The following is a 25,828-nucleotide window of genomic DNA, read 5'->3' as shown; positions in this document are numbered from 1 at the left end:
GACCTCTCTCCCGCCGGGAGAGAGGTCGTCAGAGCAATAACTTCACCAAACTGCAATACAACCGACATCTCCCCCTTCTACTGTCTGGGCAAGACGGCAGGAGGAGTGACCATGTTTAGTCTCGACAGCGTTATCGATGACCTTTGGCCTCAGGCGAGGCCCGCGCCCTGGCAAAAAAGTCTGTTAAAAAGACTGCTCTACGAAGAAGAATTTCAACAATTTGCCGCAGCCCACCGCCACCTCAAAGGGCTGGATATGGTGGAGCAAGTTCTGGAACACCTTGATATTCTCTGCACCGTTTCCACCCGCGATCTCGAACAAATCCCTGAACATGGCCCCCTGGTCATCATTGCTAACCATCCGACAGGCACACTCGACGGGCTGGCACTGCTGTACGCGGTCTCCCGCGTGCGCCGTGATGTGAAAGTCGTGACCAACCGGATGCTGACTCACCTTGAGCCGCTCAGCTCGCTGTTTATTCCGGTAGATAATATGGGCGGCAGGACTGCAAAAACCTCGCTGATGCAGATGGAGCAGCATCTGCAAAACGCGGGCGTGCTGATTTTCTTCCCGGCGGGAGAAGTGTCACGCCCGACGCGCAAAGGTATCCGCGACAAAAAATGGCATTCGGGCTTTATCAAACTGGCCAGTAAACTGCGCGCCCCGCTACTGCCGGTACATATTCAGGCGCACAATAGCCTGCTCTTCTATGCCAGCACGCTGGTGTCACCGACGTTATCGATGCTGCTGCTGATGCAACAGATGTTCCGCCGCCGCCATAGCCAGTTGCCGATCAAAATCGGCCAGCAGATCGCCTGGAATACCTGGTTTAATGTCACCCTTTCGTCACGGGAGATGGCCGAACAGTGCCGTCAGCACGTGATGCGTCTTGGCAAGGGATTGCCTGGCGTCTTCAAAACCCAGTGCGCTATCGCCCGGCCGGAAGACCGAGCCGTACTGAAACGCGAGCTGGCGCAGGCTGAGTGTCTTGGCAAAACCAGCGACGGCAAAACTATCTACCTGTGGCAACGCAACGGACAAGAAGACGCACCGGTGTTGCGCGAACTGGGGCGTCTGCGCGAGATTGCGTTTCGCGCCGTGGAAGAAGGAAGTGGTAAACGCCGGGATACCGACCGCTACGATGATGACTATCTGCACCTGATCCTGTGGGATGATGAGGATCTGGAGATCGTCGGCGCATATCGCTTTATGCCCACCGCCAGACAGGTGAAGCGTCGGGGTCTGGACGGGTTGTACAGCTATAGCCTCTTCCACTACGACGACAAAATGCAGGACGTGCTCGAACACGGCATTGAGCTGGGACGCAGCTTTATTCAGCCGCGATACTGGGGACGCCGTGGTCTGGACTATCTGTGGTCAGGCATTGGTGCGTATCTGGCGCGCTATCCCCACTACCGCTATCTGTTTGGCCCGGTCTCGATTTCCGGCGGTTTACCGCCTGCGGCGCGGGATCTGCTGGTGGCGTTTTACCGCCTGTGGTTCCCGCCGGCTCATCCGCTGGCCGCCTCACGTCAGCCCTATCCGGCGTCGCTGCCGGACGCGCTGGCGCAATTTGGCGGCGCAGATTACGTCGATGACCTGACGAAGCTGAAATCCCTGCTCGGCAATCTGGGCTGCGGCATTCCACCGCTCTACAAGCAGTATTCCGAGCTGTGCGAGCCCGGCGGCGTGCAGTTTATTGATTTTGGCAGCGACCCGGCGTTCAACAACTGCGTCGACGGGCTGGTGCTGGTGGATCTGAGTTACCTGAAGGCGAACCGGTATCAGCGGTATATAGAAGCACACCTATAACCCCGTTGCCCGGTGGCGCTACGCTTACCGGGCCTACAATAAAACGCAGGCCGGGTAAGGCAACGCCGCCACGCGGCAATCAAGGCGCACGATAAAACGGTTTATCCCCTAAAATCGTCGCCCGCTGCATAATACGTCGCTGCGGCAGATAGTCCGCATTCGCATAGTGTTGCGTCACGCGGTTATCCCAGATCGCCAGATCGTTCTCCTGCCAGCGCCAGCGCACCTGAAACTCCGGTTTGGTGATATGCGCGAACAGGAAACGTAACAGCGCATCGCTCTCTTTTTCCGTCACGTCCACAATGCGTGTGGTGAACCCTTCGTTCACGAACAGTGCCTGCTTGCCCGTCACCGGATGGGTACGCACCACCGGGTGCAGCAGCGGCGGATGCTTCGCGACCGCCTCCTGCCAGCGCTGGTGCTCTTCGTCGGTTTTACGGTACTTATACTCCTGGAACGATTTTTTAAAATCGTGCTCTGCCTGCAACCCACTCAGCAGGGTCCTGAGCGGTGCTGACAACGCTTCATATGCCGCAATCCCGCTGGCCCACAGCGTATCGCCGCCGGTCTCCGGCAGCAGCTTCGCCGCCAGGATCGCCCCGGCGGGTGGCGTCTCAATAAAGGTCACATCGGTGTGCCAGTTGTCGTTGTCAGGCGGGTTATCGTTGTGGGTATCCAGCACGATAATCTCCTCCACCCCTTCCGCATGGGGATAGACAGGATGGATATGCAAATCACCAAAACGCAATGCCAGCGCACGCTGCTGCTGTGGGGTGATCGCCTGCTCACGCAGGAACACCACCTGATGACGCAGTACCGCATGGTACAACTGCTCAAACTGGTTATCACTCAGCGGACGGGTGACATCCAGGCCGGACACCTGCGCGCCAATATACGGCCCCAGCGGGGTAATGGTCAGACGTTCACTCATTGTATCTCTCCATGCCAGGGCGTCAGACGGCGCTGTAACGCACGCAACCCCAGTTCTAATCCAAAGGCGATCACGGCAATTACCGCGATCCCTGCCAGCACTACGTCAGTCGCCAGAAACTCCCCGGCCGACTGCACCATAAACCCTAATCCGCGCGTAGCCGCGATAAGCTCCGCCGCCACCAGCGTTGACCAGCCCACGCCAAGACCGATGCGCAGTCCGGTTAAAATTTCAGGCAGCGCGCCCGGTAAAATCACGAACAGCAGCACCTGCGTGCGGCTGGCCCCGAGCGACTGCGCCGCCCGTATCCGCACCTGCTGAGCACTCTTCACGCCAGCCAGGGCAGACATAGCCACTGGCGCGAAAATCGCCAGATAAATCAGCAAGATTTTGGACGTTTCGCCAATGCCAAACCAGATAACCATCAACGGCAGATACGCCAGTGGCGGCACCGGGCGGTAAAGCTCAATCAGCGGATCGAGGATGCCGCGCACCGTCGGGCTTAAGCCCATGGCGATCCCGACCGGAATGCCGATAGCCACCGCCGCCAGCAGCGCCACCAGAATGCGCGCCAGGCTTGCGCCTAAATGCTGCCAGAGGGTGGCATCCATAAAGCCCTGCGGCCCGGCAATGGCGATCAGTTTTGCCAGTACCTGTCCCGGCGGCGGCAGGAACAGCGGGCTAATCCACTGCTGGGCGGCAACCACCCACCACACCGCGAGTAACACCAGCAGCGTACCGAGGCTCAGGGTGATCTGCCGTGAGAACGGCCAGCGTAAGGCGAAACGCGTGCGGCGCGTTTTTTCGCTGAAAACGATGCTCATGAGAAGGCCTCCCGTTGCTCAAACACGCGGCTTAACACGTATTCACGCTGTTCAATAAACAGCGGATCGGATTTGATGCTGCGCACCTGCTCACCCGCGACATATCGGCGGGCAAACTCAAGCGGCAAGCGCTCCAGCACGCGGCCTGGCCCTGGTGATAACAGCACCAGTTCGGTCGCCATAAACACCGCTTCTTCGATATCGTGGGTGATCAAGAGCACCTGCTTGCCGGTTTCATGCCACAGACGCAGAAGCAGGGTTTGCATCTGCTCGCGGGTAAAGGCATCAAGTGCACCGAACGGTTCATCCAGCAGCAACAGTTGCGGGTTTGCCGCCAGCGCGCGGGCAATGCCGACGCGCTGGCGCTGGCCGCCGGACAGTTGCCAGATAAAGCGTTTTTCAGCACCCTCCAGCCCTACCTTTTTGAGCATTTCCCGTGCGGTAGCCAGACGCTGTTCACGGCTCACACCGGCCAGTTGCAGGCCAAACGCCACATTTTCCTGCACATTACGCCACGGCAGCAGCCCTTCGTTCTGAAAGACCACGCCGCGCTCTGCGCCGGGGCCTGCCACTTTTTTACCTTCCAGTTGGATGGTACCGTGCTGATAAGGTACAAACCCGGCGATCAGATTGAGCAGCGTGGTTTTTCCGCAGCCGGAAGGCCCCAGCACGACCAGCAGCTCGCCGCTGTCCAGCGTCAGGTTGATATCCTCCAGCGCCGGTTTGCCGCCGTAATCTGCGGACAGATTTGTAATATTCAGCATCGCAGGCTCCTTATTTCACAAAGCGATCGGTCACGTACTGGCTGTAATCTGCCGCCACCGCCGGTACTTTGCCCTGCTCTTTCAGGAACGTGGCGGTATCGACAATCGCTTTGTTTACCGGCCCGCTCAGTTGCTGGACCTGCTGCGCTGGCGTCAGGTAGGTATTGCCTTTCACCAGCCCCGGCACATCCGCTTGTGGGACACCGCTCAGGCGGGATAATTTTTCCAGATTCGCGGGCTGTTTCAGCCACTCATCCGGGTTGCTGATATACGGCTGCTGGGCGTCGATGGCGCTTTTAGCGAAGGCTTTCACTATCTCAGGATGCTTCCCGGCGAAGTCTTTGCGCACCACCCACACATCAAGGGTCGGCGCACCCCACTGTCCCACTTTTTCGGAGTCGGTCAGCACAGTGCCATCTTTTTCCAGTTCGTTCACGGCAGGTGCCCAGACGTAGGCCCCGTCAATGTCGCCGCGCTGCCAGGCAGCGATAATCGCCGGAGGCTGCAGGTTAATAATCTGCACCTGTCCAGGCTTAATGCCCCAGTGTTTGAGCGCCGCCAGCAGGCTGTAATGGGTGGTGGAGATGAACGGTACGGCGATGCGCTTGCCGATCAAATCCTCCGGTTTAGTGATGTTTTTCTTCACCACCAGCGCTTCGGAATTACCAAGCTGAGAAGCCAGCAGGAAGACTTCAATCGGCACCTGCTGGCTGGCGGCTACGGCCAGCGGGCTGGAGCCGAGGTTGCCTATCTGCACGTCGCCAGATGCTAACGCCCGCACAATGGCGGCCCCGCTGTCGAATTTACGCCAGTCGACGTTCGCACCGCTCTCTTTAGCAAAGGTATTATCCGCCTGCGCCACTTTCGCTGGCTCCGCAGAGGTTTGATACGCGACGGTGACATCCACCGCCTGTGCCTGAAATGCCCACAGCGCCAGTGCGCCGAGTAGTGTAAAACGCGATGAAACGGCCATAGTGTCTGCTCCCCTTGTTGTTATGAGGGCAGTATTTCCGGCGCAGGGATTTTGATAAAGGAATAAAAAAGAATCGTTAATTCCGAATCGTTTTTAGATAAAAAACGGGAAAAGATAGTTAAAAATGACATGTGAGGGATAGCCGGATACCACAAACGACGGCTTTTCAAGGAGACTCGATAACCAGGCGCAACCGGGCGCGGCGGGCGCTGAGTCTGGGATGGGATGTGTGGATCACATAGAGAATCGGACGCCAGGCCATATACACCTCCACAAGCAGATACTTACAGCATGGCGCGAACGGCAGACACTTTCGGTCAGTCGAAAGTGGTAATCGTCACGGATGGGCAATCCTGCCCCCTGCCGTTGGTAATTTTCGTAAACAGTTCTATAGTCGACACTGTTTCTACGTTACCAGGACTCACTAATGCGATTTAACGGACTGACTAAAGGTTTCTTCATTTTCATTCTCGCCCTTGTTACCTGGGCTTTCTTTGATGTGCTGTCACCCTACTTCTCTGCGATCCTGTGGGCTGCCATCCTGACCGTTATCTTCAACCCGGTAAAAAATAAACTGCGTGCGGCACTGGGAGATCGCAACGGGCTGGCGTCGATCCTGACGATCGGCATTATCTGCCTGATCGTATTTATCCCGTTGATGGTCATCCTTTCGTCACTCGCGATTGAACTGAACGTGGTGTATACCAAGCTGCAGCAGAACAACACGCAGTTCCCGGAGGTTGTGGCGAGCATTTTTAACCGACTGCCGGACTGGGCGAGCGGATTCCTGGCCGATCATAACCTCACCAACGCCGCGCAAATCCAGAAGAAACTGTCTGACGTGGCGCTGCAGGGTGGACAATATCTGGCGGGCAGCGCGTTCCTGATCGGCAAAGGGACGTTTGGCTTTGCTATTAGCTTCGGCATCATGCTCTATCTGCTGTTCTTCCTGCTCAAAGACGGGCCTTATCTGGTGCGCCAGATCCTGGATTCGCTCCCGCTGACGGATTTCATGAAACAGCACCTGTTCGCCAAATTTGTCGGTGTGTCACGCGCAACGGTTAAAGGCACGGCTGTAGTGGCAGTGGTTCAGGGGACACTCGGCGGCATCGCCTTTGCGATTGTGGGCATTGACGGCAGCGTGCTGTGGGGCGCGCTGATGGCGTTCCTTTCTCTGGTGCCTGCCGTGGGTTCGGCCATTGTCTGGGTCCCGGCCGCGATCTTCCTGTTCGCCACTCACCAGCTGTGGCAGGGTCTGTTTATTGTGGGCTTCTTCGTGATTATCGTCGGGCTGGTGGACAACATTCTGCGTCCGCTGCTGGTGGGCAAAGACACCAAAATGCCGGACTACCTGATCCTGATCACCACCCTTGGCGGCATGGAGCTATACGGCATTAATGGCTTTGTAATAGGTCCGTTGATTGCGGCGCTGTTTATTGCCTGCTGGAACTTGTTCTCCGGTCGCGATCACGAAGGTAACGCCGAAGAGCTGGACGCAGACTTTATCGAAGAGGGGAAAAACCCGCCGGAGTTATAGCGATAATTCTCACACCAGGCGGCCCCGTGCCGCCTTTTTTTTCGCCATAAATCAAACGTTTTCTATAATCTGAAAGAACGCCATTCCACGCTGTCGTAAAAGGAACCCACTGGTGCGAATCGCCACAATAACAAACTGGGCCTACGGTGCCACGGTGTGCCTGACTATCGCCTCCGGCATCGTTATGCTGATGGCGTCCAATGCCGACAATGTGGAGCGTCAGGCCGTTAAACAGCGGCAGCAGTTTGATCAGCTCACAGAAGATATTGAGACTGATGCCTGGATGCTCTCAGATTTAGCGCGCCTGTTCGTTATCAACAAAGCGCCCGATGTGCTGGCAGAATATCGACAAAAAGAGGGTACGCTGAAGAACATTGAACACCGGCTGGAGCAGCTTAAAGACAATGGCGCATCCGGCGAGGAACTGGCACTGCTCCACGACGGATTAAAGATCATTGATGAACTGCAGGACGAGCAGCAGGCGGCGCTCGCTGGCATGGCGAGAGGTGAAGAACAACAGGCCGTTGCCCTGCTTTATGGCCCAGGCTATGAACAGGAACTGGAGCGCGCGCAGAAACAGATCGACCATTTTCGCCAGCTCCTCGACAAGCGCATCATAGCCGACGTACATGCTGCGACCAAAACATCGAAAGCACTGCGATCCGCATCTGAAGTGATGGTCTGCCTGACGGCGCTGCTGTTCTTGTTTCTGATGGGCTTTATTCTCAAACGCCGTGTGTTGCATCCGGTTGTCCGGCTGAGTGATGTTGTGCATCGGCTGGCCTCGCAGGATTACGCCGTCGAACCGCCGAATTTCAACCAGATTGATGAGATTGGCGACATGGCGCAGGCCATACGCATCTTTCGGGAGAACGGACTGGCGCGGCAACGGCTGGAAAAAGAGCGCGATGCCGACTGGGCTATCCGCGAACTGCTGGCGCGCATGACTCAGCGTCTGCAGGGATGCGAAAACGTCGCCGACGTGATTAACGTCGCGGAACTGTTTGCCCCCAATATTGCGCCGGGTGTTTCCGGGCGCTTATATATTCTCGATCGCGATGCGTGGGAGATGCGCTGTGCGGCCGAATGGCTGTCGCCTGAGGGTGAAAAAACGGTCTTCCACCCGGATGAATGCTGGGCCATTCGCCGTGGACAAAGCCATCCGCCAGTGAATGGCAAACCAGACATCGGTTGTTATCATCTGCCTGAATCGCAAACGCATCGGTCATTGTGCGTCCCTTTGATCGCTCAGGGCGAAGCAATCGGCCTGCTCTCGTTCCTGAACATCACACCGGAAACCGCGCCATCCCGCGCCTATCTGGAACTGCTGGCTGAAGCACTCGGCCTGGCGCTGGCCAACCAGCGGCTACGCGATGCGCTGCTGGAAAAAGCGTTGTTCGACCCACTGACCGGCTTACGTAATCGTCATCATCTGGAAGACACGCTGCGCACGCAAATGGCCCAGGCGATGCGCAACGACGAGCCGGTGAGCTGTCTGATGATCGACATCGATCACTTCAAGAGCATTAACGATCGCTTTGGTCACGAGGCGGGCGATCGGGTAATCAAAAGTGTGGCGGCGATTATTCAACGCGCCGTACATGATAATGGCCTTGCCTTTCGCTATGGCGGAGAAGAGTTTCTGGCACTGCTGACCGGTGCGGATGAAGTGGCGGCGCATGCCTGCGCAACGGAGATTTACAACGGCGTGCATGAACTTTCACTGCGCTATGGCATTTCTGAAATTGGCCCGGTGGATGTGTCGATTGGTATCGCCAGCTATCCGCAACACGCACAGAGCGACAACCTGTTACGGGCGGCAGACGTTGCGCTCTACCGGGCGAAAGAGCTGGGCCGTTCAAGGATTGTGAGTTTTGGAATGCTGGAAGCGGGTTAACGGTTATTTTGCTCGCGCGGTTGACAAGGTGGTGTCAGAGGTAAGTAACTCTGGCTGGACTCAACGCAGGTTGCCAGTGTCATTACTCACAATAAAGAGCATCTCGCACACCTGAAAAGATACTCAATCCTGGCCACTGAGTACGGCCACGGATTAATGGTGAAATCTCGCAGTTACAATGCATGTTGAATAACGTAGAGTTAAAAGGTATGCGTTTGAACTTAGCGCTGAAATCTCTTTTTCATCAGGACATAAGAGTTGTGTGATAAGCATTGCATGCTCTGTGAAGATGGCTTAATTCACTTTACGAGCCCCTTTTGAATTGACTTATATTAATGAATACCATTCATAGTCCCTATCCTCCCGCCTGTAATTATCAGAGAGCACAAACCCGTTAACATACCCCTATCAATCCATGTCCAACGGATCACCATGCTTAATCAACAGGCACATACGCAGACGGTTACAGCTAAAAAAACCGGCTTATCGTTTCTACTCATTCTCAGCGCCCTGATGGCTGTAACCTCTTTATCAACCGATATCTATCTGCCCGCCATGCCCGTGATGGCCAACGATTTGCAGGGTGATGCAGAGCTGACAATCACAGGTTTTCTTATCGGCTTTTGCATTGCACAACTGATTTGGGGACCGATTAGCGATCGTTATGGGCGTCGTCTGCCGCTGTTTATCGGTTTAGGTCTGTTCATCATCGGCTCGGTGGGCTGCGCGTTATCAACTGATATCGTACACATTGTCTTCTGGCGTGTTTTTCAGGCCTTAGGTGCCTGTACCGGCCCGATGCTGGCAAGGGCAATGATCCGCGACCTCTTTAGCCGCACTCGTGCAGCACAAATGCTTTCGACACTGATGATCATCATGGCCATCGCGCCGATTGCCGGGCCCCTGATTGGTGGGCAGATGATTAAAGTCACCTCGTGGCATGCCATTTTCTGGCTGCTGGCGATTATCGGAACTTTAATGCTGATGTCTTTATTCGGGTTACCGGAGACATTACCTGCGGAAAAACGCTCACAATCCTCCGTAACCAGAGCCTTTCACAACTACTGTGCCTTGCTAACCAACGCCAGATACATGCGTTTTACGCTATGCCTGACGTTTTATTATGTCGCAGCCTACGCCTTTATCACGGGCTCTCCGTTTGTGTACATCACCTACTTCGGCGTTGATCCGCAGCACTATGGTTGGCTGTTTGCAGTAAATATTGTGGGATTAATGGCTGTGAGTATGGTCAACAGACGCCTGGTTCACCGCTATCCACTGGAAGCGTTGCTCAGGAATGCCGTATTCATCGCCGCTATTGCAGCGATAGTGCTGGCAGTCACCACCGGCCTGGGTGTAGGTGGGATTACCGTGATTGTCGGCGCTGTGTTCGTTTTCTTCTCTATGAATGGCATCATCGCGGCTACGTCCACAGCTTGCGCACTTGACGCAGTTCCTAATGTTGCAGGCTCTGCGTCGGCGCTAATGGGCGCGTTACAATACGGCAGTGGCATCATCTCTTCACTTCTTCTCGCTCTGTTCAGTGACGGTACACCATGGACAATGAGCTGGATAATCGCGCTATTCACGCTCGTCAGCGCAGTAATTGCGCTCACAACTAAAGCATAAACTAGCTCCCATCATCACTAACATCCCGGCGAATATGAATTTATTAGCCGGGCTCATAGCTGCATTCGCGTTTTAAGAATAATCCTCCTGCTCTCGCCAACTATGCTTAACGTTTAAAAAAGCAACAGCACTCTCGCAATGAACTCTTATTTTCCCCTTTCGAATACCGGAGGCCTGGCATGAGCAACCAAGGCGAATACCCCGAGGATAATCGGGCTGGCAATCACGAACCGCACGATTTGAGCCTGACGCGTCGCGATCTGATTAAAGTGAGCGCCGCAACAGCGGCGACAGCCGTCGTTTATCCGCATTCTACATTTGCGGCAGGCCCCCCTGCTGCCACCCCCGCCCCTGAAATCATGCCCCTGACACTCAAGGTGAACGGTAAAAGCGAACAACTTGAGGTGGATACCCGAACCACGCTGCTGGACGCGCTGCGGGAGAATCTGCATCTGACCGGTACCAAAAAAGGCTGCGATCACGGGCAATGTGGTGCCTGCACCGTGCTGGTTAACGGTCGCAGGCTTAACGCCTGTCTTACGCTTGCCGTCATGCATCAGGGGGCGGAGATCACCACCATTGAAGGTCTGGGTTCGCCTGATAATCTTCACCCCATGCAGGCAGCCTTTATCAAACATGATGGCTTCCAGTGCGGCTACTGTACCTCCGGGCAAATCTGCTCCTCACTTGCGGTATTGAAAGAGATTGAGGAGGGGATTCCCAGTCACGTCACGGTCGATTTGGTTTCACCTCCTAAAAGAACCGCCGATGAGATCCGTGAACGCATGAGCGGCAACATCTGTCGCTGTGGCGCATATGCCAACATCCTTGCCGCCATCGAAGACGCTGCGGGGGAGATAAAATCATGAAGGCGTTTACCTATGAACGAGTGAATACTCCGGCCGAGGCGGCGCTCAGCGCTCAGCAGGTTCCAGGCGCAAAATTTATCGCCGGTGGCACCAACCTGCTGGATCTGATGAAGTTAGAAATTGAAACCCCTACACACCTTATTGACGTGAACGGGCTCGGACTGGACAAGATTGAAGCGACCGACGCGGGTGGCCTGCGCATTGGCGCGCTGGTGCGAAACACCGATCTGGCTGCCCACGAACGCGTGCGCCGCGATTATGGTGTACTCTCCCGCGCCCTGCTCGCTGGCGCGTCTGGCCAGTTACGTAATCAGGCTACTACTGCCGGTAATCTGCTTCAGCGTACGCGCTGCCCCTACTTTTACGATACCAATCAGCCGTGCAATAAACGCCTGCCCGGCAGCGGCTGCGCGGCGCTTGAAGGCTTTAGCCGGCAGCATGCGGTAGTAGGTACAAGCGAAGCCTGCATTGCCACTCATCCAAGTGATATGGCGGTTGCGATGCGGTTGCTGGATGCGATGGTGGAAACCATCACGCCGGAGGGAAAGTCGCGCAGTATTACGCTTGCTGATTTTTATCGGCCGCCGGAGAAAACGCCACACATTGAAACCGCCCTTCTGCCCGGTGAGCTTATCGTTGCGGTGACGTTACCTCCGCCGCTCGGCGGGAAACATATCTACCACAAGGTGCGCGATCGCGCCTCTTATGCCTTTGCTCTGGTTTCGGTCGCGGCGATCATCCAGCCAGACGGCAGCGGGCGCATAGCGCTGGGCGGAGTAGCGCATAAGCCCTGGCGCGTTGAGGCTGCGGACGCTCAGCTGTCCCAGGGAACGCAGGCCGTGTATAACACGCTGTTCGCCAGCGCCCATCCCACCGCTGAAAACACCTTCAAACTCCTGCTGGCGAAGCGAACGCTTGCCTCCGTACTGACAGAAGCGAGGGCTCAGGCATGAAATTTGATAAACCTGCAGGGGAAAACCCGATCGATCAGTTGAAGGTCATCGGGCGTCCCCATGACCGCATCGATGGTGCGTTGAAAACGACCGGTACGGCACGCTACGCCTACGAATGGCATGAGGAAGCGCCCAACGCAGCCTATGGCTATATCGTCGGCTCTGCCATTGCCAAAGGACGGCTCACCGCCCTTGATACGGAAGCCGCGCAGAAAGCACCGGGCGTGCTGGCAGTGATCACCGCGAATAACGCCGGGGCACTTGGAAAAGGCGACAAAAACACCGCCAGCCTGTTAGGCGGCCCCACGATTGAGCACTACCATCAGACCATCGCGCTGGTGGTGGCAGAGACCTTCGAACAGGCGCGGGCGGCGGCCTCGCTGGTACAGACACACTATCGCCGCGAGAGAGGGTCTTACTCACTTGCGGATGAGAAACCGTCTGTCAGTCAGCCGCCGGAAGATACGCCCGACAAAAACGTCGGTGATTTCGACGGCGCGTTTTCCTCTGCAGAGGTGAAAATTGATGCCACCTACACCACCCCCGATCAGAGTCATATGGCGATGGAGCCGCACGCCTCGATGGCCATCTGGGAGGGCAATAAGGTCACGGTGTGGACCTCAAACCAGATGATTGACTGGTGCCGCACCGATCTGGCGAAAACGCTAAAAGTGCCCGTGGAGAATGTGCGTATTATCTCCCCGTACATCGGCGGAGGGTTTGGCGGCAAGCTGTTCCTGAGAAGCGATGCACTGCTGGCGGCCCTCGCCGCCCGTGCGGTAAAACGCCCGGTGAAAGTGATGCTCCCCCGCCCCACTATTCCCAATAACACCACGCACCGCCCCGCCACCCTTCAGCACCTGCGTATCGGTGCCGACCAGAGCGGGAAAATCACCGCTATCTCACATGAAAGCTGGTCCGGAAACCTCCCCGGCGGCACGCCGGAAACGGCGGTGCAGCAAAGCGAATTCCTTTACGCCGGGGCAAATCGTCATACCGGCCTGCGGCTCGCCACGCTTGATTTGCCGGAAGGGAACGCCATGCGTGCGCCCGGCGAAGCCCCCGGTCTGATGGCGCTTGAAATCGCGATAGATGAGCTGGCGGAAAAAGCAGGCATTGATCCCGTCGAGTTTCGCATCCTGAATGACACTCAGGTTGATCCCGCTAATCCGACACGCCGCTTCTCGCGCCGTCAGCTCATCGAGTGCTTACGTACCGGAGCGGATAAATTTGGCTGGAAGCAGCGCAATGCCACACCCGGACAGGTGCGCGATGGTGAGTGGTTGGTCGGCGTCGGCGTCGCGGCGGGCTTTCGTAATAATCTGCTCGAAAAATCCGGCGCGCGAGTTCACCTTGAGCAAAACGGTACCGTTACCGTGGAAACAGACATGACCGACATTGGTACCGGCAGCTACACCATTCTCGCCCAGACAGCGGCGGAAATGCTTGGCATACCGCTGGAGCAGGTTGCGGTTCACCTCGGCGATTCCCGTTTCCCGGTTTCTGCGGGTTCTGGCGGACAATGGGGCGCGAATACCTCCACCTCCGGCGTTTACGCCGCCTGTGTGAAACTTCGCGAGATGATTGCCTCGGCAGTCGGGTTTGATCCTGAGCAGTCGCAATTTGCCGACGGCAAGATTACCAGCGGTACCCGCAGCGCTACGCTACGTGAGGCCACCTCTGGCGGCAGGTTGACGGCGGAAGAGAGCATTGAGTTCGACACACTCAGCAAGGAGTACCAGCAGTCGACCTTTGCCGGGCATTTTGTAGAGGTCGGCGTGCATAGCGCGACGGGAGAAGTTCGGGTCCGGCGTATGCTCGCCGTGTGTGCTGCAGGACGCATCCTGAATCCGAAAACCGCCCGCAGTCAGGTCATTGGCGCAATGACTATGGGAATAGGCGCAGCACTGATGGAGGAGCTGGCCGTGGATACCCGTTTGGGTTACTTCGTTAATCATGATATGGCGGGGTATGAGGTGCCGGTCCATGCGGATATTCCACAACAGGAGGTGATTTTCCTGGATGATACCGACCCCATCTCCTCCCCGATGAAGGCCAAAGGTGTCGGTGAGCTGGGCCTGTGCGGCGTGGGCGCGGCTATCGCCAATGCGGTTTACAACGCCACCGGTGTCCGGGTACGGGATTACCCCATCACCCTGGATAAGCTGCTCGATAAGCTGCCGGATGTGGTTTAAGGAGGGACAATGTCCTGTTCGATTTTTGACACCGATGACAAGCGCTGGCATAAGCCGGAGCAGGCGTTTCTTACCGATGACCGCCGGGCCATTCTGCGTTTCGCGGTGGAGGCGCTGATGTCCGGTAAAGCGGCGGTGCTGGTGACGCTGGTTGAGATACGCGGCGGCGCGGCGCGACAGCTCGGGGCGCAAATGGTGGTGCGGGAAGATGGCCGCTACTGCGGTTTCGTCTCCGGGGGTTGCGTGGAGGCCGCCACCGCTTTTGAAGCCCTCGAGGTGATGGAATCCGGTCGCGATCGCGAAATTCGCTATGGCGAGGGTTCACCGTGGTTCGACATTGTTCTGCCCTGTGGTGGCGGGATCACGCTGGCGCTCCATAAGCTGCGATCACCACGGCCCCTTCTTGCCGTGCTGAACCGCCTGGAACAAAGAAAACCGGCGGGCCTGCGCTACGATCCCCAGGCACAATCGCTTGAGTGCCTGCCCGCGCAAACCCGAACAGGTTGGCATCTCAATGGCTTTGAGGTGGGGTTCAGACCTTGCGTAAGGCTGATAATTTACGGGCGCTCTCTTGAAGCACAGGCGACCGCCAGCCTTGCGGCGGCAACAGGCTATGACAGCCATATCTTCGACCTTTTTCCGGCCTCAGCCAGCGCGCAGATAGATGCCGACACGGCGGTCATTTTGCTGTGCCATGATCTCACCCGAGAGCTGCCAGTGCTGCAGGCTGCGCGCGAGGCGAAACCCTTTTATCTCGGCGCGCTGGGTAGCTATCGAACCCACACTTTACGTCTGCAAAAGCTCCACGAGCTGGGGTGGTGCAAGGAGGAAACAGAGCGGATCAGCGCGCCTATCGGGATATTCCCCAAAGCCCGTGATGCCCATACTCTGGCACTCTCCGTACTGGCTGAGGTCGCCTCTGTACGTCTCCATCAGGAGGAGGCGTCATGCCTGCCCCCGTCGTCCTGATCCTCGCTGCCGGGCGTGGGGAGCGCTTTCTCAGCTCCGGAGGCTGTACACATAAACTCGCCGCGCTGCTCAACGGCAAGTCGGTTCTGGAGCATGTGATACAGGCTGTCGAAACCGCGAATCTAAGATGGTATCTGGTTTGCCCTGAAGGCGGAACTTGCGGCATGGGCAAGTCTATTTCTCTTGGCGTTCACGCCACACTTCAGGCCCCAGGATGGCTAATTCTGCCAGCCGACCTTCCCTTAATTCAGCCCTCATCATTGCAACGCGTCGCCGCAGAGCTCGAAGAATCTTCAATAGTCGTGCCTCACTACCAGAATTATTCGGGCCATCCGGTAGGATTCCGGCAGGAACACCGTGCTGAATTACTCGCCCTTTCTGGTGATACGGGAGCAAAAGAAATCGTGAGACGCGCGCGACAAGGGGAAGAGGCTAAAGATATTTTCCTGTCGGATTACGGTATTACTCACGATATCGATACCCTGGCAGATCTACAGGCAGCACAAAGGTTAATAGACCTGTCGCGAGATTAATGTCCGACCCATCCCTCCTTTAGTCGGATTGGAAGATCCTGAGCGGGCCTATGAATTTCATTCATAAAGCCTATCCATTCAGACCGGGTTATCTTCTCCTCACCATCCGTTATTCTCAACATGTTGGCCAGCGTTCAGCGCTGGCCAACATGGCTGCGGAAGTTTAAATATTCTTATCGAAGAAGACGTCTAACTTTTGCAAAGCCTTATCAACGTATTCAGGCACCCAATACGTCTCGATATGAGTAGCGCCATCGATCAGGAAGAGTTCTTTGTCCTTCGTACCGGTGGCTTTCGCAAACGCATCTTCAGTCATATAGAGCGTATCCGCTTTTGTACCGGCAATCATCAGCAGCGGTTTATTGATGAGATTGATATGGTTCGTTACGTCAAAGCTCATCAAATCCAGAAGACTGCTGGTGGTGTATTTAAACGTGGAGTTCGGGTGGGCGTGGGTTTTCCAGTAGTACTCGTAGCCCTGGCGATACAAGGCAAAAGGTAATTTAGCAATCTGTTCATCAGTCAGATGAATAAGCTGAATGCGGCCCTGAATCAGGGTCTTGACGCAGGACTCACGATAAACGAAACCAAAGAGATTCTCGTCCAGCTTTATGCCTATACGGGCTTCCCCCGTAGCCTGAATGCACTTAGCGAACTGATGAAGGTCGTCGAAGCACGTAAACAACGTGGTATCAAAGACGTTGAGGGTAAAGAACCCGTTGCCCCGATCCCTGTCGGGGATGAGCTTCGCCGTGTCGGTATCGCAAACCAGACAAAAATCTCAGGCACTCCCGTCCTGGGCCTGCTGTTTGATTTTGCCCCGGTCATTAACCTATTCCTGCAAACGCATCTGTTCGGCGACATTTTCGCCCGCGATAACCTTGACTGGCAAAGCCGCGAGCTGGCAACGGTTGGTGCATTAGCTGCCACGCCGGGTGTTGAACCACAACTGCTATCACATACGCGAGCCAGCATGCGGGTCGGCCTGACGGCAGCGCAGCTACGCCAACTGGCACAGGTTCTGCGTGAACATGGCGAAAGTGATGCAGCAACGCGAGCTGAAAAGGCGCTGCAGCAGGCGCTCGCAAACAATAGGAGTGGATTATGGAGCATGCTCCCAATCGCAGAATGTTAATTACCGCACTTGCCGGGCTCACGCTGGCGAACGTTTCTTTGACATCAGCTGCGACCGGAACCGTAAACGTGCAGGGTAAAAGCCGTGTTCTGGTGGCGTACTTTTCCCGCAGCGGAAATACACGAGTCATTGCGGGCGTCATTCACCGCAGCCTGAATACCGATCTGTTTGAAATCGAACCGGCTACGCCTTATCCGGAAGACTATTTTCAGACCGTTGAACAGGCGAAAAATGAGCGTGAGCGAGGCGTAAAACCGGCATTAAAAAATAGCGTTGCAGATATCTCACGCTACGAGACCGTGTATTTAGGCTTTCCGATCTGGGGGACCAGCGTGCCGCCTGTAGTGCGAGCATTTCTCAGCAGCCACAACCTTGCGGGCAAATTACTGATCCCCTTCATGACTCACGGTGGCTACGGTAAAGGAGACAGCGACGACATCCTTACCCGTCTCGCCCCAACTGCGCGTCGGGAAAAACCGCTCGTCATTGAATGCGACCAGGAGCGAAGAACCACTGAAACGGTCACCAGTTGGTTAGAGACAATGCGCAGTTAATCGTCCGCATTCATGAGTCTGCCAAATAAGGGCAATCAGGGGTGTTAAATAATTAACACTAACAACTCAGATATGATTGAACGGCAAACATAACAGAGAATGTAATCTTGAAGACAATCTTAAAAACGCTGGTTATCTGCGTGATGGCGGGTGGTCTGGTGGTTCAGTCGATATACGCCGAGCCGCTGATCATTCAGGAACAGGGAAGTTTTTCTGCTGGTGACACCATCATCACCGCACCAGGAACATTTGACGCGAAAAAGCCGCTGGATTCTGCTGGCCAAACTTATCATGGCGATCATGCCTCTGTGTTCTACCAAATCCCGGAGAATCCGATAAATACCCTATCGTGATGCTGCACGGCGCGGGTTCTCAACTTATCTTGTCGATCAGCAGCGCCGGGCGCACGACGGTAGAAGGTACTGTTACGCCTGAACCGGATGAACAAATGTGGTTCAACCAGTTCCGCGTTGGCGTATGGCCAGAGTATTTTAAGGGCGTTCAGTTTTCTCACGACAAAGAAGCGTTGAACCAGTTTTTCCGTCAAATGACCCCAAATACCGGGCCGTTTGATATCAATGTCATCTCTGATGCGATGTCAGCCGTCATGGATAAATCCGGCCCGGCTATCCTCGTCACCCACTCTCAGGGTGGTGGACCAGGCTGGTACACGGCGATGAATAATGACAAGGTCAAAGCCATTGTCGCCTTCGAGCCAGGAAGCAGCTTTGTCTTCCCGGAAAAAGAACTCCCTGCTCCTATGCCAGGCGCATTTGACACGCTGAAGGGTGAGCCTGTGTCAATGGAACAATTTATGGCACTGACCAAAATCCCGATTCTGATTATTTACGGCGATAACATTCCGGATAAACCGGTAGCCATGCCTGCGCTGGACAGCTGGCGCGTACGTCTGGCGATGGCTCGCGAGTGGCGTGATGTGGTGAACAAGCATGGCGGGGATATGACGGTGACGCATCTGCCAGAAGTGGGAATCAAAGGGAATACCCACTTCCCGTTCTCTGATTTAAATAATGTGCAGATTGCTGATTTGGTGAGTAAATTCCTGAAGGAGAAAAATCTGCAGTAGGCTGAGATGTTATCAACAGAGTGAATCAGCCCGGCGCACTCTCATGCCGACGCCCAGTGACCAATAGTTATCCTGCCGTATTTGGCGGGATAACAAATCAATAAATATCTTACCCGCACTACTGTTTTCTGGTGCTGGCGCGAACTTGTAACGTTGATGGCAATTCAATGGATTTATCCGTCGAATTACCCGCCAGTAGCTCAAGCAATGTTTGTCCTGCGAGGGTTCCCGTTTCACTCCAGGGGAATTCGACGGCAGTCAGAGCCGGTGAGCAAACGGCGGCAAGAGTCCCCCCACTCAGGCTTGCCAGTGCCAGAGAGTCGGGCACTTTTTGCCCCACACCATGGCAGGCCATAATGCAGCCGCAGGCAATTTCATCAGATGTGCAAATCAGCGCATCCAACTCAGGCCAGGTGATACGAATATCACCCAGCAGATTTAAACCGGTTGTAATGCCTGCAGGGAGATGAGAGGTCACGACGCGATGTGGTGAGTGGTTAATGGAGATCATGGCACTGTTCCAACCGCTCAGTACCTGGCGAAACATGATGTTATTGGAGGCAGTGCAAAGCAGGCCGATATTTTTATATCCCGCCTGTACAAGCGATGTGACCAACTTTTTGATGGCAGCAGCATAGTCAACACCAATGCTGACCCAGCTTGCATCACGATTGATGGCACCAATCTCAACCACCGGCACGCCAGTGTTACTTATCATTTGCGAACAACTACTGATGTTATCAATATTGAATTGAACAATAGCAGCCGGGTTGTAAGCGAGCATCTGCGCAAACGCTTTTTCTTCACTCTGTCCACCCTGGCCGGACTCGATAAACATCATGCTGTAGCCCTGGGTCGCGAGCACGGTCTGCAGTGTTTCGGAGACAGCAAGAAAGCCCGGAGAGGAAAAAGTAGGAACCACACCCATCACCAGACTGGAGTCAGCAGAGGCAAGGCTGCGGGCCTGCAGATTTGGCACATAGCCCAGCTCGCTTACCGCTGCTTCAATGCGTGTGCGCAGTTCAGGATTCACTTTTTCAGGCATGCGTAACGCGCGTGATACGGTCATCGTGCTAACGCCGACCAGTTTTGCCACTTCAGCGAGCGTAATTTTACCGGTGTTTTTCCTGCGTTTTTCTCTCGCGCTATCGTCCGCTTCTAACGTCTGCACTGATGTCCTCCTTTCGCCTGACTGGGCAGCCATTGTAAATGATGTTTGGCATTTTGCGCATTGCCCAACTGCAAAGTAATGATAAGTATGGGCAACAAAGTTAGCGGTAACAAGAATTTTAACATCACCACTGTGTTAGCGCTAACTTTGAGATACAGATCACGGTAAGCCGCGAAGACATTCCACTATAGTAGGCTCACTTTCAACGCTATCGGGGTATTTATGATTACGACCTGGTTACCAACGGAAAATATCCAGATTGTGGATTCAGTCAGCGACTGGAAACAGGCTATTACGTTATCAGCCCAGCCCTTATTGGCGAAAGAGGCAATTACTGAAGATTATATTCAGGCCATTTTTAACAGCCACCAAAAACTTGGCCCTTATTATGTTTTAGCACCTGGTCTGGCGATGCCTCATGCTCGCCCGGAGCAAGGAGCAATTAAAAACGGGTTATCGCTTTTACATATTAAAAAAGGCGTTTCTTTTGACTCGGAAGATAATGACCCTATTTACGTCGTGATTATGCTGTGTGCGCTTTCGGGAGATGAGCATATCAATATGATTACAGCACTGGCGGACATTTTTAGCGATGATGAACGACTCTCAGCACTGCTGAAAGCATCATCAATGAAAACAATTCAAGCCGTTATCAACGTATAATGAGGTAGAGATGAAAAAGGTTCTGATTGTTTGCGGTAACGGTTTAGGTAGTAGCTTTATCGTTGAAATGAATGTGAAAAAAATTATTAAAGAGCTAAATAAAGAAGCAGAGGTTTCCCATACCGATCTGACTTCAGCCAAAAGCGAAACAGCCGATATTATTCTTAGTGCCAGGGATATTGCTGAGCATCTGTCCAGCCATTCTGCACAGGTTTTTGGTTTATCTAACCTGCTGGATAACAATAAAATCAAAGAAATTCTTTCCGAGAATCTCTGATTAATTATTTGCGGCCTTACGGAGTCATTCTATGCTGCAGTTTATTATTCATGATGTGTTGGGCACACCAGCAATACTGGTCGGTTTGTTTTCCCTGATCGGCTTATTATTGCAGAAAAAAGCAGTTTCCGATGTTATTTCCGGAACCCTCAAAACCATTATGGGTTTTGTGATATTAACATCCGGGGCGGCGATTATTGCCACGACGTTAACGACGTTTAGCCAGCTGTTTGAGCACTCATTCCATATTCAGGGTGTTGTACCCAATACTGACGCCATGGCGGCACTGGCGCAGAAAAACTACGGTACCGCGACGGCAATGATCATGGTGCTGGGGATGTTGTTTAACATTGTCCTTGCCCGTATTACGCCGCTGAAATATATCTTCCTGACAGGCCACCACACGCTGTATATGTCGGCGATGCTGGCTGTCATCCTCTCTGTCGGCGGTCTGTCGCCATTCTGGGTAGTACTGGTGGGGGCGGTAATTCTCGGCATCATGATGGTGGTCTCCCCGGCCATTCTGCAGCCCTTCACGCGTAAAATAACAGGTACTGATGACCTGGCGCTGGGCCACTTTGGTTCAACCGGTTATCTACTATCAGCGCTAGTGGGGAAAGCGGTCGGTAAAGGCAGCCCATCGATTGAAGAGCTGAAGGTGCCGAAATCGCTGAACTTCCTGCGTGACTCCTCGGTCGCCATCTCGTTGACGATGATGATCCTGTTTGTGATTCTGGTGCTGGTAGCAGGCAAGGAGTTTGTCGAGACCAGCATCAGTGGTGGTCAGAACTTTATCATCTTCGCCATTATTCAGTCGCTCACCTTCGCAGCAGGCGTGTGGATCATCCTTGCGGGCGTGCGCATGATTATTGCCGAAATTGTTCCGGCCTTTAAAGGCATCGCCGACAAGCTGGTAAAAGACGCCAAACCAGCGCTCGACTGCCCCACCGTCTTCCCGTTCGCCCCTAACGCAGTGATCGTCGGTTTCCTGTCGAGCTTTGCCGCTGGTCTGGTGAGCATGTTCCTGTGCCCACTGTTTGGTTTAAGCGTCATCGTTCCTGGTCTGGTGCCGCACTTCTTCTGCGGCGCGACGGCAGGCGTTTACGGCAACATCTGCGGTGGTCGTCGCGGCGCGGTGGTGGGGGCATTCGCTCACGGTCTGTTGATTTCATTCTTGCCTGCAATTTTGCTGCCACTTATGGGCGACCTGGGCTTTGCATCCACCACCTTTGGCGATGCGGACTTCGGCGTTGTTGGCATCATTCTTGGGCATGTCGTGTCACTGTTTAACTAATTAATTCTTTTGGAGGTGAGGTATGGCAGCTAAATTTTCGCCCTCGTTAATGTGCATGGATTTAACACAGTTCAGAGAGCAAATTACGGCAATGAACGATCGGGCTGATTTTTATCACGTCGATATTATGGATGGTAGCTATGTGAAGAACATTACGCTATCACCGTTCTTTATCGAGAACCTGAAGAAAATTACCGATGTGCCGATTGATGTGCATCTGATGGTGAATCACCCGGAAGATATTATTCCAATGTGCATTGATGCAGGGGCCGATATTATCAGCTTCCATCCGGAGACGGCGAATAACAAAATCTTCCGTCTGTTGAACCAGATTAAAGATGCGGGTCGTCGCTGCGGCGTGGTGTTGAACCCTGCTACTCCGGCTGATGCTATTAAAGAGTATGCGCACCTGCTGGATAAAGTGACCGTCATGTCGGTTGACCCAGGCTACGCAGGCCAGAAGTTTATCCCGGAATCACTTAACAAAATCAAACAACTGATTGCGATGCGCGAAGCGCATGGTTACCACTATCTGACCGAGATTGACGGCTCCTGCAACGAGAAAACCTTCAATGTTATCTCCCGGTCGGGCGTTGACGTCTTTATTGTGGGAACCTCGGGCCTGTTCTCCCTGGCGGATAATGTCAGCGATGCATGGGATAAAATGGTCGATATCTACCAGCGCGAAGTCGCTGCCTAAAATTGCAGCGCGCTCAGCCGTATTCAGCCCTTGCGCAAGGCGAAGAGTCTATTTAACCGGTCTGGCTCTTTGCCCTCGCGCTTGATTTATACGGTTGAGGGCGCTGTAACCCTTTTATATCTGGAGCTCCCTCATGACGACTCGTCGCACGCTAGCGAATGCTTTGCGCATACTTTCTATTGATGGTGTACAAAAATCGAATTCCGGTCACCCTGGTGCCCCTATGGGTATGGCTGATATCGCCGAAGTCCTGTGGCGTGATTTTCTGAACCACAACCCGCAGAACCCGTCATGGGCTGACCGCGACCGTTTCGTACTGTCTAACGGCCACGGCTCTATGCTGATCTACAGCCTGCTGCACCTCACTGGTTACGATCTGCCAATCGAAGAGCTGAAAAACTTCCGTCAGCTGCACTCCAAAACTCCAGGTCACCCGGAAGTGGGTTACACCGCGGGCGTTGAAACCACCACCGGCCCGCTGGGTCAGGGTATTGCTAACGCAGTGGGTATGGCGATTGCTGAGAAGACCCTGGCGGCACAGTTCAACCGTCCTGGTCACGACATCGTTGACCACTTCACCTATGCGTTCATGGGCGATGGCTGCATGATGGAAGGCATTTCTCACGAAGTGTGCTCCCTGGCAGGTACCCTGAAGCTGGGTAAACTGGTGGCGTTCTATGACGACAACGGTATCTCCATCGACGGCCACGTTGAAGGCTGGTTCACTGACGACACCGCAGCACGTTTCGAAGCCTACGGCTGGCACGTTGTGCGTGGCGTTGATGGCCACGATGCTGACTCGATTAAACGTGCGGTAGAAGAAGCGCGCGCAGTCACAGATAAGCCGTCCCTGCTGATGTGCAAGACCATCATTGGCTTCGGTTCTCCGAACAAAGCGGGTACGCACGACTCCCACGGCGCACCGCTGGGCGACGCGGAAATCGCACTGACCCGTGAGCAGCTTGGCTGGAAACACCCTGCTTTCGAAATCCCATCTGAGATCTACGCCCAGTGGGATGCCAAAGAAGTCGGCCAGGCGAAAGAAGCGGCCTGGAACGAGAAGTTCGCGGCTTATGCAAAAGCGTTCCCTCAGGAAGCGGCTGAATTCACCCGTCGTATGAAAGGCGACATGCCGTCTGATTTCGACGCGAAAGCGAACGAATTCATCGCGAAGCTGCAGGCGAACCCGTCTAAAATCGCCAGCCGTAAAGCGTCTCAGAATGCCATCGAAGCGTTCGGTCCTCTGCTTCCTGAATTCCTCGGCGGCTCCGCTGACCTGGCACCTTCTAACCTGACCCTGTGGTCGGGTTCTAAAGCGATCAACGAAGACACTGCCGGTAACTACATCCATTACGGTGTACGTGAATTCGGTATGACCGCAATCGCCAACGGTATCTCGCTGCACGGCGGTTTCCTGCCGTATACCTCAACCTTCCTGATGTTCGTTGAATACGCGCGTAACGCCGTGCGTATGGCTGCGCTGATGAAGCAGCGTCAGGTGATGGCCTACACCCACGACTCCATCGGTCTGGGCGAAGACGGCCCGACTCACCAGCCGGTAGAGCAGGTGGCTTCCCTGCGCGTGACCCCGAACATGAGCACATGGCGTCCATGTGACCAGGTTGAATCCGCGGTGGCGTGGAAATATGGCGTTGAGCGTCAGGACGGCCCGACCGCGCTGATCCTCTCCCGTCAGAACCTGGCGCAGCAGGAGCGTACTCCAGAGCAACTGGCAAACATCGCCCGCGGTGGTTACGTGCTGAAAGATTGCGCAGGCCAGCCTGAGCTGATCTTCATCGCGACCGGTTCTGAAGTTGAGCTGGCTGTAGCCGCCTGGGAAAAACTGACTGCCGAAGGCGTGAAAGCGCGCGTGGTTTCCATGCCGTCTACCGATGCGTTCGACAAGCAGGATGCAGCTTACCGTGAATCCGTACTGCCTAAAGCGGTTTCCGCACGTGTGGCAGTGGAAGCGGGTATCGCAGACTACTGGTTCAAATATGTGGGCCTGAACGGCGCAATCGTCGGTATGACCACCTTCGGTGAATCTGCTCCGGCAGAGCTGCTGTTCGAAGAGTTCGGCTTCACCGTTGACAATGTCGTCGCGAAAGCAAAAAGCATTTTATAAACGCCCTTATATCAGTGGGCATGTATCCATGCCCACTGATAATCAATCATTAATTGATATTAACGAAGGTGACCTATGGACATTTCGAGTGTACTTAATGTAAATAACATCAAATTGAACATGACGGCTAAGAGTAAAGAAGAAGCAATTGAAGAATTAGCTGACTTATTAGTACGTGATGGGGCTGTTATTAATAAAGATGTTTTTCTGAAAGATGTCTGGCTACGCGAAGAACAGGGCTCCACTGGATTCGAAAATCATATTGCAATCCCGCATGGTAAATCCTCAGGAGTAGCCCGTACGGCATTGGCCGTTGGACGAACCCAACATCAAATCTCCTGGGAAACTATGGATGGTAGTGACGTTCGCTGTATTATTCTATTTGCCGTATGCCTGGTAGATCAAAATGCCACCCACATCCGATTGTTATCACAAGTTTCAGGTTCACTTGCCGATGAAGAGATAGTGGAAAAATTACTGAAGGAAGATTCCCCTCAGAAAATCATTGATCTTTTGAACGCTGAAGGTGCCAGCGCTTAATTTAATTATCATATCTACCATAGTATCGAAAACAATCAAATCCTGGAGAATAGTTATGAATATTGTTGGAATTACAGCTTGCACTGTAGGCATTGCACACACCTATATTGCGCAAAAGAAAATTGAAATAGCAGCAAAAAAAGCCGGGCACAATGTCAAAATTGAAACACAAGGCACTATAGGTATCGAGAATGCCTTGACTGCTGAAGAAATTGCACAAGCCGACATCGTCCTGTTAGCCGCCGATGTTAAAGTTTCCGGTGAAGAAAGGTTCGCCGGAAAGAAAGTCGTCAAAGTACCAACGGAAATGGCGGTTAAATCACCAAATAAGCTTATCGAAAAACTCGGTGAATTAGTAAATTCATAACACTTACCTATGCGTATCCTATATAAATT

General features: G+C 54.2%; 22 protein-coding genes and 4 pseudogenes. 20 read left to right on the top strand and 6 right to left on the bottom strand.

The features are described 5' to 3' along the window. Positions 1-111 precede the first annotated feature (111 nt). Positions 112-1,812, top strand: coding sequence for a bifunctional ornithine lipid synthase OlsF (gene olsF / locus EoCCA6_RS16760; RefSeq protein WP_152083599.1), 1,701 nt, complete (start codon positions 112-114; stop codon positions 1,810-1,812). Positions 1,813-1,891: 79 nt separating this feature from the next. Here the strand turns inward: olsF and tauD are convergent, their stop codons facing one another. The 4 genes from tauD to tauA are packed head-to-tail and all read right to left on the bottom strand — an operon-like array spanning position 1,892 to position 5,304. Further along, a complete protein-coding gene (tauD, locus tag EoCCA6_RS16755) occupies positions 1,892-2,743 on the bottom strand; it encodes a taurine dioxygenase (protein WP_152083598.1) in 852 nt (283 codons plus the stop codon). After that, entirely contained in the window at positions 2,740-3,567 is an 828-nt protein-coding gene (gene tauC / locus EoCCA6_RS16750; RefSeq protein ID WP_152083597.1) for a taurine ABC transporter permease TauC, read from the bottom strand. The genes tauD and tauC overlap by 4 nt, the downstream gene beginning before the upstream one ends. Further along, positions 3,564-4,331 carry a taurine ABC transporter ATP-binding subunit gene (gene tauB / locus EoCCA6_RS16745; protein WP_152083596.1) on the bottom strand — a complete coding sequence of 256 codons (768 nt, stop codon included), beginning with the start codon at positions 4,329-4,331 and terminating at the stop codon, positions 3,564-3,566. The genes tauC and tauB overlap by 4 nt, the downstream gene beginning before the upstream one ends. Before the next feature lie 10 nt (positions 4,332-4,341). Beyond that, positions 4,342-5,304, bottom strand: coding sequence for a taurine ABC transporter substrate-binding protein (tauA, locus tag EoCCA6_RS16740; protein ID WP_152083595.1), 963 nt, complete (start codon positions 5,302-5,304; stop codon positions 4,342-4,344). Positions 5,305-5,731: 427 nt separating this feature from the next. Here tauA and EoCCA6_RS16735 point away from each other — a divergent pair, with 427 nt between their 5' ends. The 8 genes from EoCCA6_RS16735 (at position 5,732) to EoCCA6_RS16700 (ending at position 15,886) form a co-directional block, all read left to right on the top strand. Then, a complete protein-coding gene (locus EoCCA6_RS16735) occupies positions 5,732-6,841 on the top strand; it encodes an AI-2E family transporter (protein ID WP_152083594.1) in 1,110 nt (369 codons plus the stop codon). Between the two features lie 112 nt (positions 6,842-6,953). After that, the gene (locus EoCCA6_RS16730; RefSeq protein WP_152083593.1) at positions 6,954-8,738 is read left to right on the top strand and encodes a sensor domain-containing diguanylate cyclase; all 1,785 of its coding nucleotides are present in this window, start codon (positions 6,954-6,956) and stop codon (positions 8,736-8,738) included. Between the two features lie 432 nt (positions 8,739-9,170). Next, positions 9,171-10,367 carry a multidrug effflux MFS transporter gene (locus EoCCA6_RS16725; protein WP_152083592.1) on the top strand — a complete coding sequence of 399 codons (1,197 nt, stop codon included), beginning with the start codon at positions 9,171-9,173 and terminating at the stop codon, positions 10,365-10,367. Positions 10,368-10,546: 179 nt separating this feature from the next. Then, on the top strand, positions 10,547-11,236 hold the full coding sequence (paoA, locus tag EoCCA6_RS16720; RefSeq protein ID WP_152083591.1) for an aldehyde dehydrogenase iron-sulfur subunit PaoA: 690 nt from the start codon (positions 10,547-10,549) through the stop codon (positions 11,234-11,236). Then, on the top strand, positions 11,233-12,189 hold the full coding sequence (paoB, locus tag EoCCA6_RS16715; RefSeq protein ID WP_152083590.1) for an aldehyde oxidoreductase FAD-binding subunit PaoB: 957 nt from the start codon (positions 11,233-11,235) through the stop codon (positions 12,187-12,189). The genes paoA and paoB overlap by 4 nt, the downstream gene beginning before the upstream one ends. Continuing rightward, positions 12,186-14,384 carry an aldehyde oxidoreductase molybdenum-binding subunit PaoC gene (gene paoC / locus EoCCA6_RS16710; RefSeq protein WP_152083589.1) on the top strand — a complete coding sequence of 733 codons (2,199 nt, stop codon included), beginning with the start codon at positions 12,186-12,188 and terminating at the stop codon, positions 14,382-14,384. The genes paoB and paoC overlap by 4 nt, the downstream gene beginning before the upstream one ends. A 9-nt stretch (positions 14,385-14,393) precedes the next feature. Then, positions 14,394-15,353 (top strand): XdhC family protein, encoded by a 960-nt coding sequence (locus EoCCA6_RS16705; RefSeq protein ID WP_152083588.1) that lies wholly within the window; start codon positions 14,394-14,396, stop codon positions 15,351-15,353. Next, positions 15,332-15,886, top strand: coding sequence for a nucleotidyltransferase family protein (locus EoCCA6_RS16700; RefSeq protein ID WP_152083587.1), 555 nt, complete (start codon positions 15,332-15,334; stop codon positions 15,884-15,886). The genes EoCCA6_RS16705 and EoCCA6_RS16700 overlap by 22 nt, the downstream gene beginning before the upstream one ends. A 163-nt stretch (positions 15,887-16,049) precedes the next feature. Here the strand turns inward: EoCCA6_RS16700 and EoCCA6_RS16695 are convergent. Beyond that, positions 16,050-16,415: pseudogene (locus tag EoCCA6_RS16695) on the bottom strand (alpha/beta hydrolase); the annotation flags it as partial. On the opposite strand from EoCCA6_RS16695, the pseudogene EoCCA6_RS16690 reads away from it, so the two are divergent. The 4 genes and pseudogenes from EoCCA6_RS16690 to EoCCA6_RS16680 form a co-directional block, all read left to right on the top strand. After that, a pseudogene (locus EoCCA6_RS16690) lies at positions 16,407-17,021 on the top strand (carboxymuconolactone decarboxylase family protein); the annotation flags it as partial. The pseudogenes EoCCA6_RS16695 and EoCCA6_RS16690 overlap by 9 nt on opposite strands. Next, positions 16,991-17,575 (top strand): flavodoxin, encoded by a 585-nt coding sequence (locus tag EoCCA6_RS16685; protein ID WP_152083586.1) that lies wholly within the window; start codon positions 16,991-16,993, stop codon positions 17,573-17,575. The pseudogene EoCCA6_RS16690 and the gene EoCCA6_RS16685, both read left to right, overlap by 31 nt. Positions 17,576-17,682: 107 nt before the next feature. After that, positions 17,683-17,942: pseudogene (locus EoCCA6_RS21780) on the top strand (alpha/beta hydrolase); the annotation flags it as partial. Between the two features lie 24 nt (positions 17,943-17,966). After that, positions 17,967-18,662: pseudogene (locus EoCCA6_RS16680) on the top strand (alpha/beta hydrolase); the annotation flags it as partial. Positions 18,663-18,780: 118 nt separating this feature from the next. Here EoCCA6_RS16680 and EoCCA6_RS16675 read toward each other — a convergent pair. After that, positions 18,781-19,833, bottom strand: coding sequence for a LacI family DNA-binding transcriptional regulator (locus EoCCA6_RS16675; protein ID WP_152083585.1), 1,053 nt, complete (start codon positions 19,831-19,833; stop codon positions 18,781-18,783). Positions 19,834-20,055: 222 nt separating this feature from the next. Between EoCCA6_RS16675 and EoCCA6_RS16670 the strand changes: the two genes are divergently transcribed. The 7 genes from EoCCA6_RS16670 (at position 20,056) to EoCCA6_RS16640 (ending at position 25,799) form a co-directional block, all read left to right on the top strand. Next, the gene (locus tag EoCCA6_RS16670) at positions 20,056-20,496 is read left to right on the top strand and encodes a PTS sugar transporter subunit IIA (RefSeq protein WP_152083584.1); all 441 of its coding nucleotides are present in this window, start codon (positions 20,056-20,058) and stop codon (positions 20,494-20,496) included. A 10-nt stretch (positions 20,497-20,506) separates the two neighbouring features. Then, positions 20,507-20,773: a PTS sugar transporter subunit IIB gene (locus EoCCA6_RS16665; RefSeq protein WP_087859397.1), complete on the top strand. Its 267-nt coding sequence runs from the start codon at positions 20,507-20,509 to the stop codon at positions 20,771-20,773. A 31-nt stretch (positions 20,774-20,804) separates the two neighbouring features. Further along, entirely contained in the window at positions 20,805-22,067 is a 1,263-nt protein-coding gene (locus EoCCA6_RS16660; protein WP_152083583.1) for a PTS ascorbate transporter subunit IIC, read from the top strand. Positions 22,068-22,089: 22 nt separating this feature from the next. Further along, positions 22,090-22,767, top strand: coding sequence for a D-allulose 6-phosphate 3-epimerase (gene alsE / locus EoCCA6_RS16655; RefSeq protein ID WP_152083582.1), 678 nt, complete (start codon positions 22,090-22,092; stop codon positions 22,765-22,767). Between the two features lie 133 nt (positions 22,768-22,900). Beyond that, entirely contained in the window at positions 22,901-24,892 is a 1,992-nt protein-coding gene (gene tkt, locus EoCCA6_RS16650; RefSeq protein ID WP_152083581.1) for a transketolase, read from the top strand. Positions 24,893-24,967: 75 nt separating this feature from the next. Next, the gene (locus tag EoCCA6_RS16645) at positions 24,968-25,432 is read left to right on the top strand and encodes a PTS sugar transporter subunit IIA (RefSeq protein WP_152083580.1); all 465 of its coding nucleotides are present in this window, start codon (positions 24,968-24,970) and stop codon (positions 25,430-25,432) included. A 55-nt stretch (positions 25,433-25,487) separates the two neighbouring features. Then, a complete protein-coding gene (locus EoCCA6_RS16640; RefSeq protein ID WP_001028229.1) occupies positions 25,488-25,799 on the top strand; it encodes a PTS fructose transporter subunit IIB in 312 nt (103 codons plus the stop codon). The last annotated feature ends 29 nt before the right edge of the window (positions 25,800-25,828 follow it).

Source organism: Enterobacter oligotrophicus (assembly GCF_009176645.1).
In the GTDB taxonomy this organism is placed as follows: Bacteria; Pseudomonadota; Gammaproteobacteria; order Enterobacterales; family Enterobacteriaceae; genus Enterobacter; species Enterobacter oligotrophicus.
This window is presented reverse-complemented; position numbering and strand designations above follow the sequence as displayed.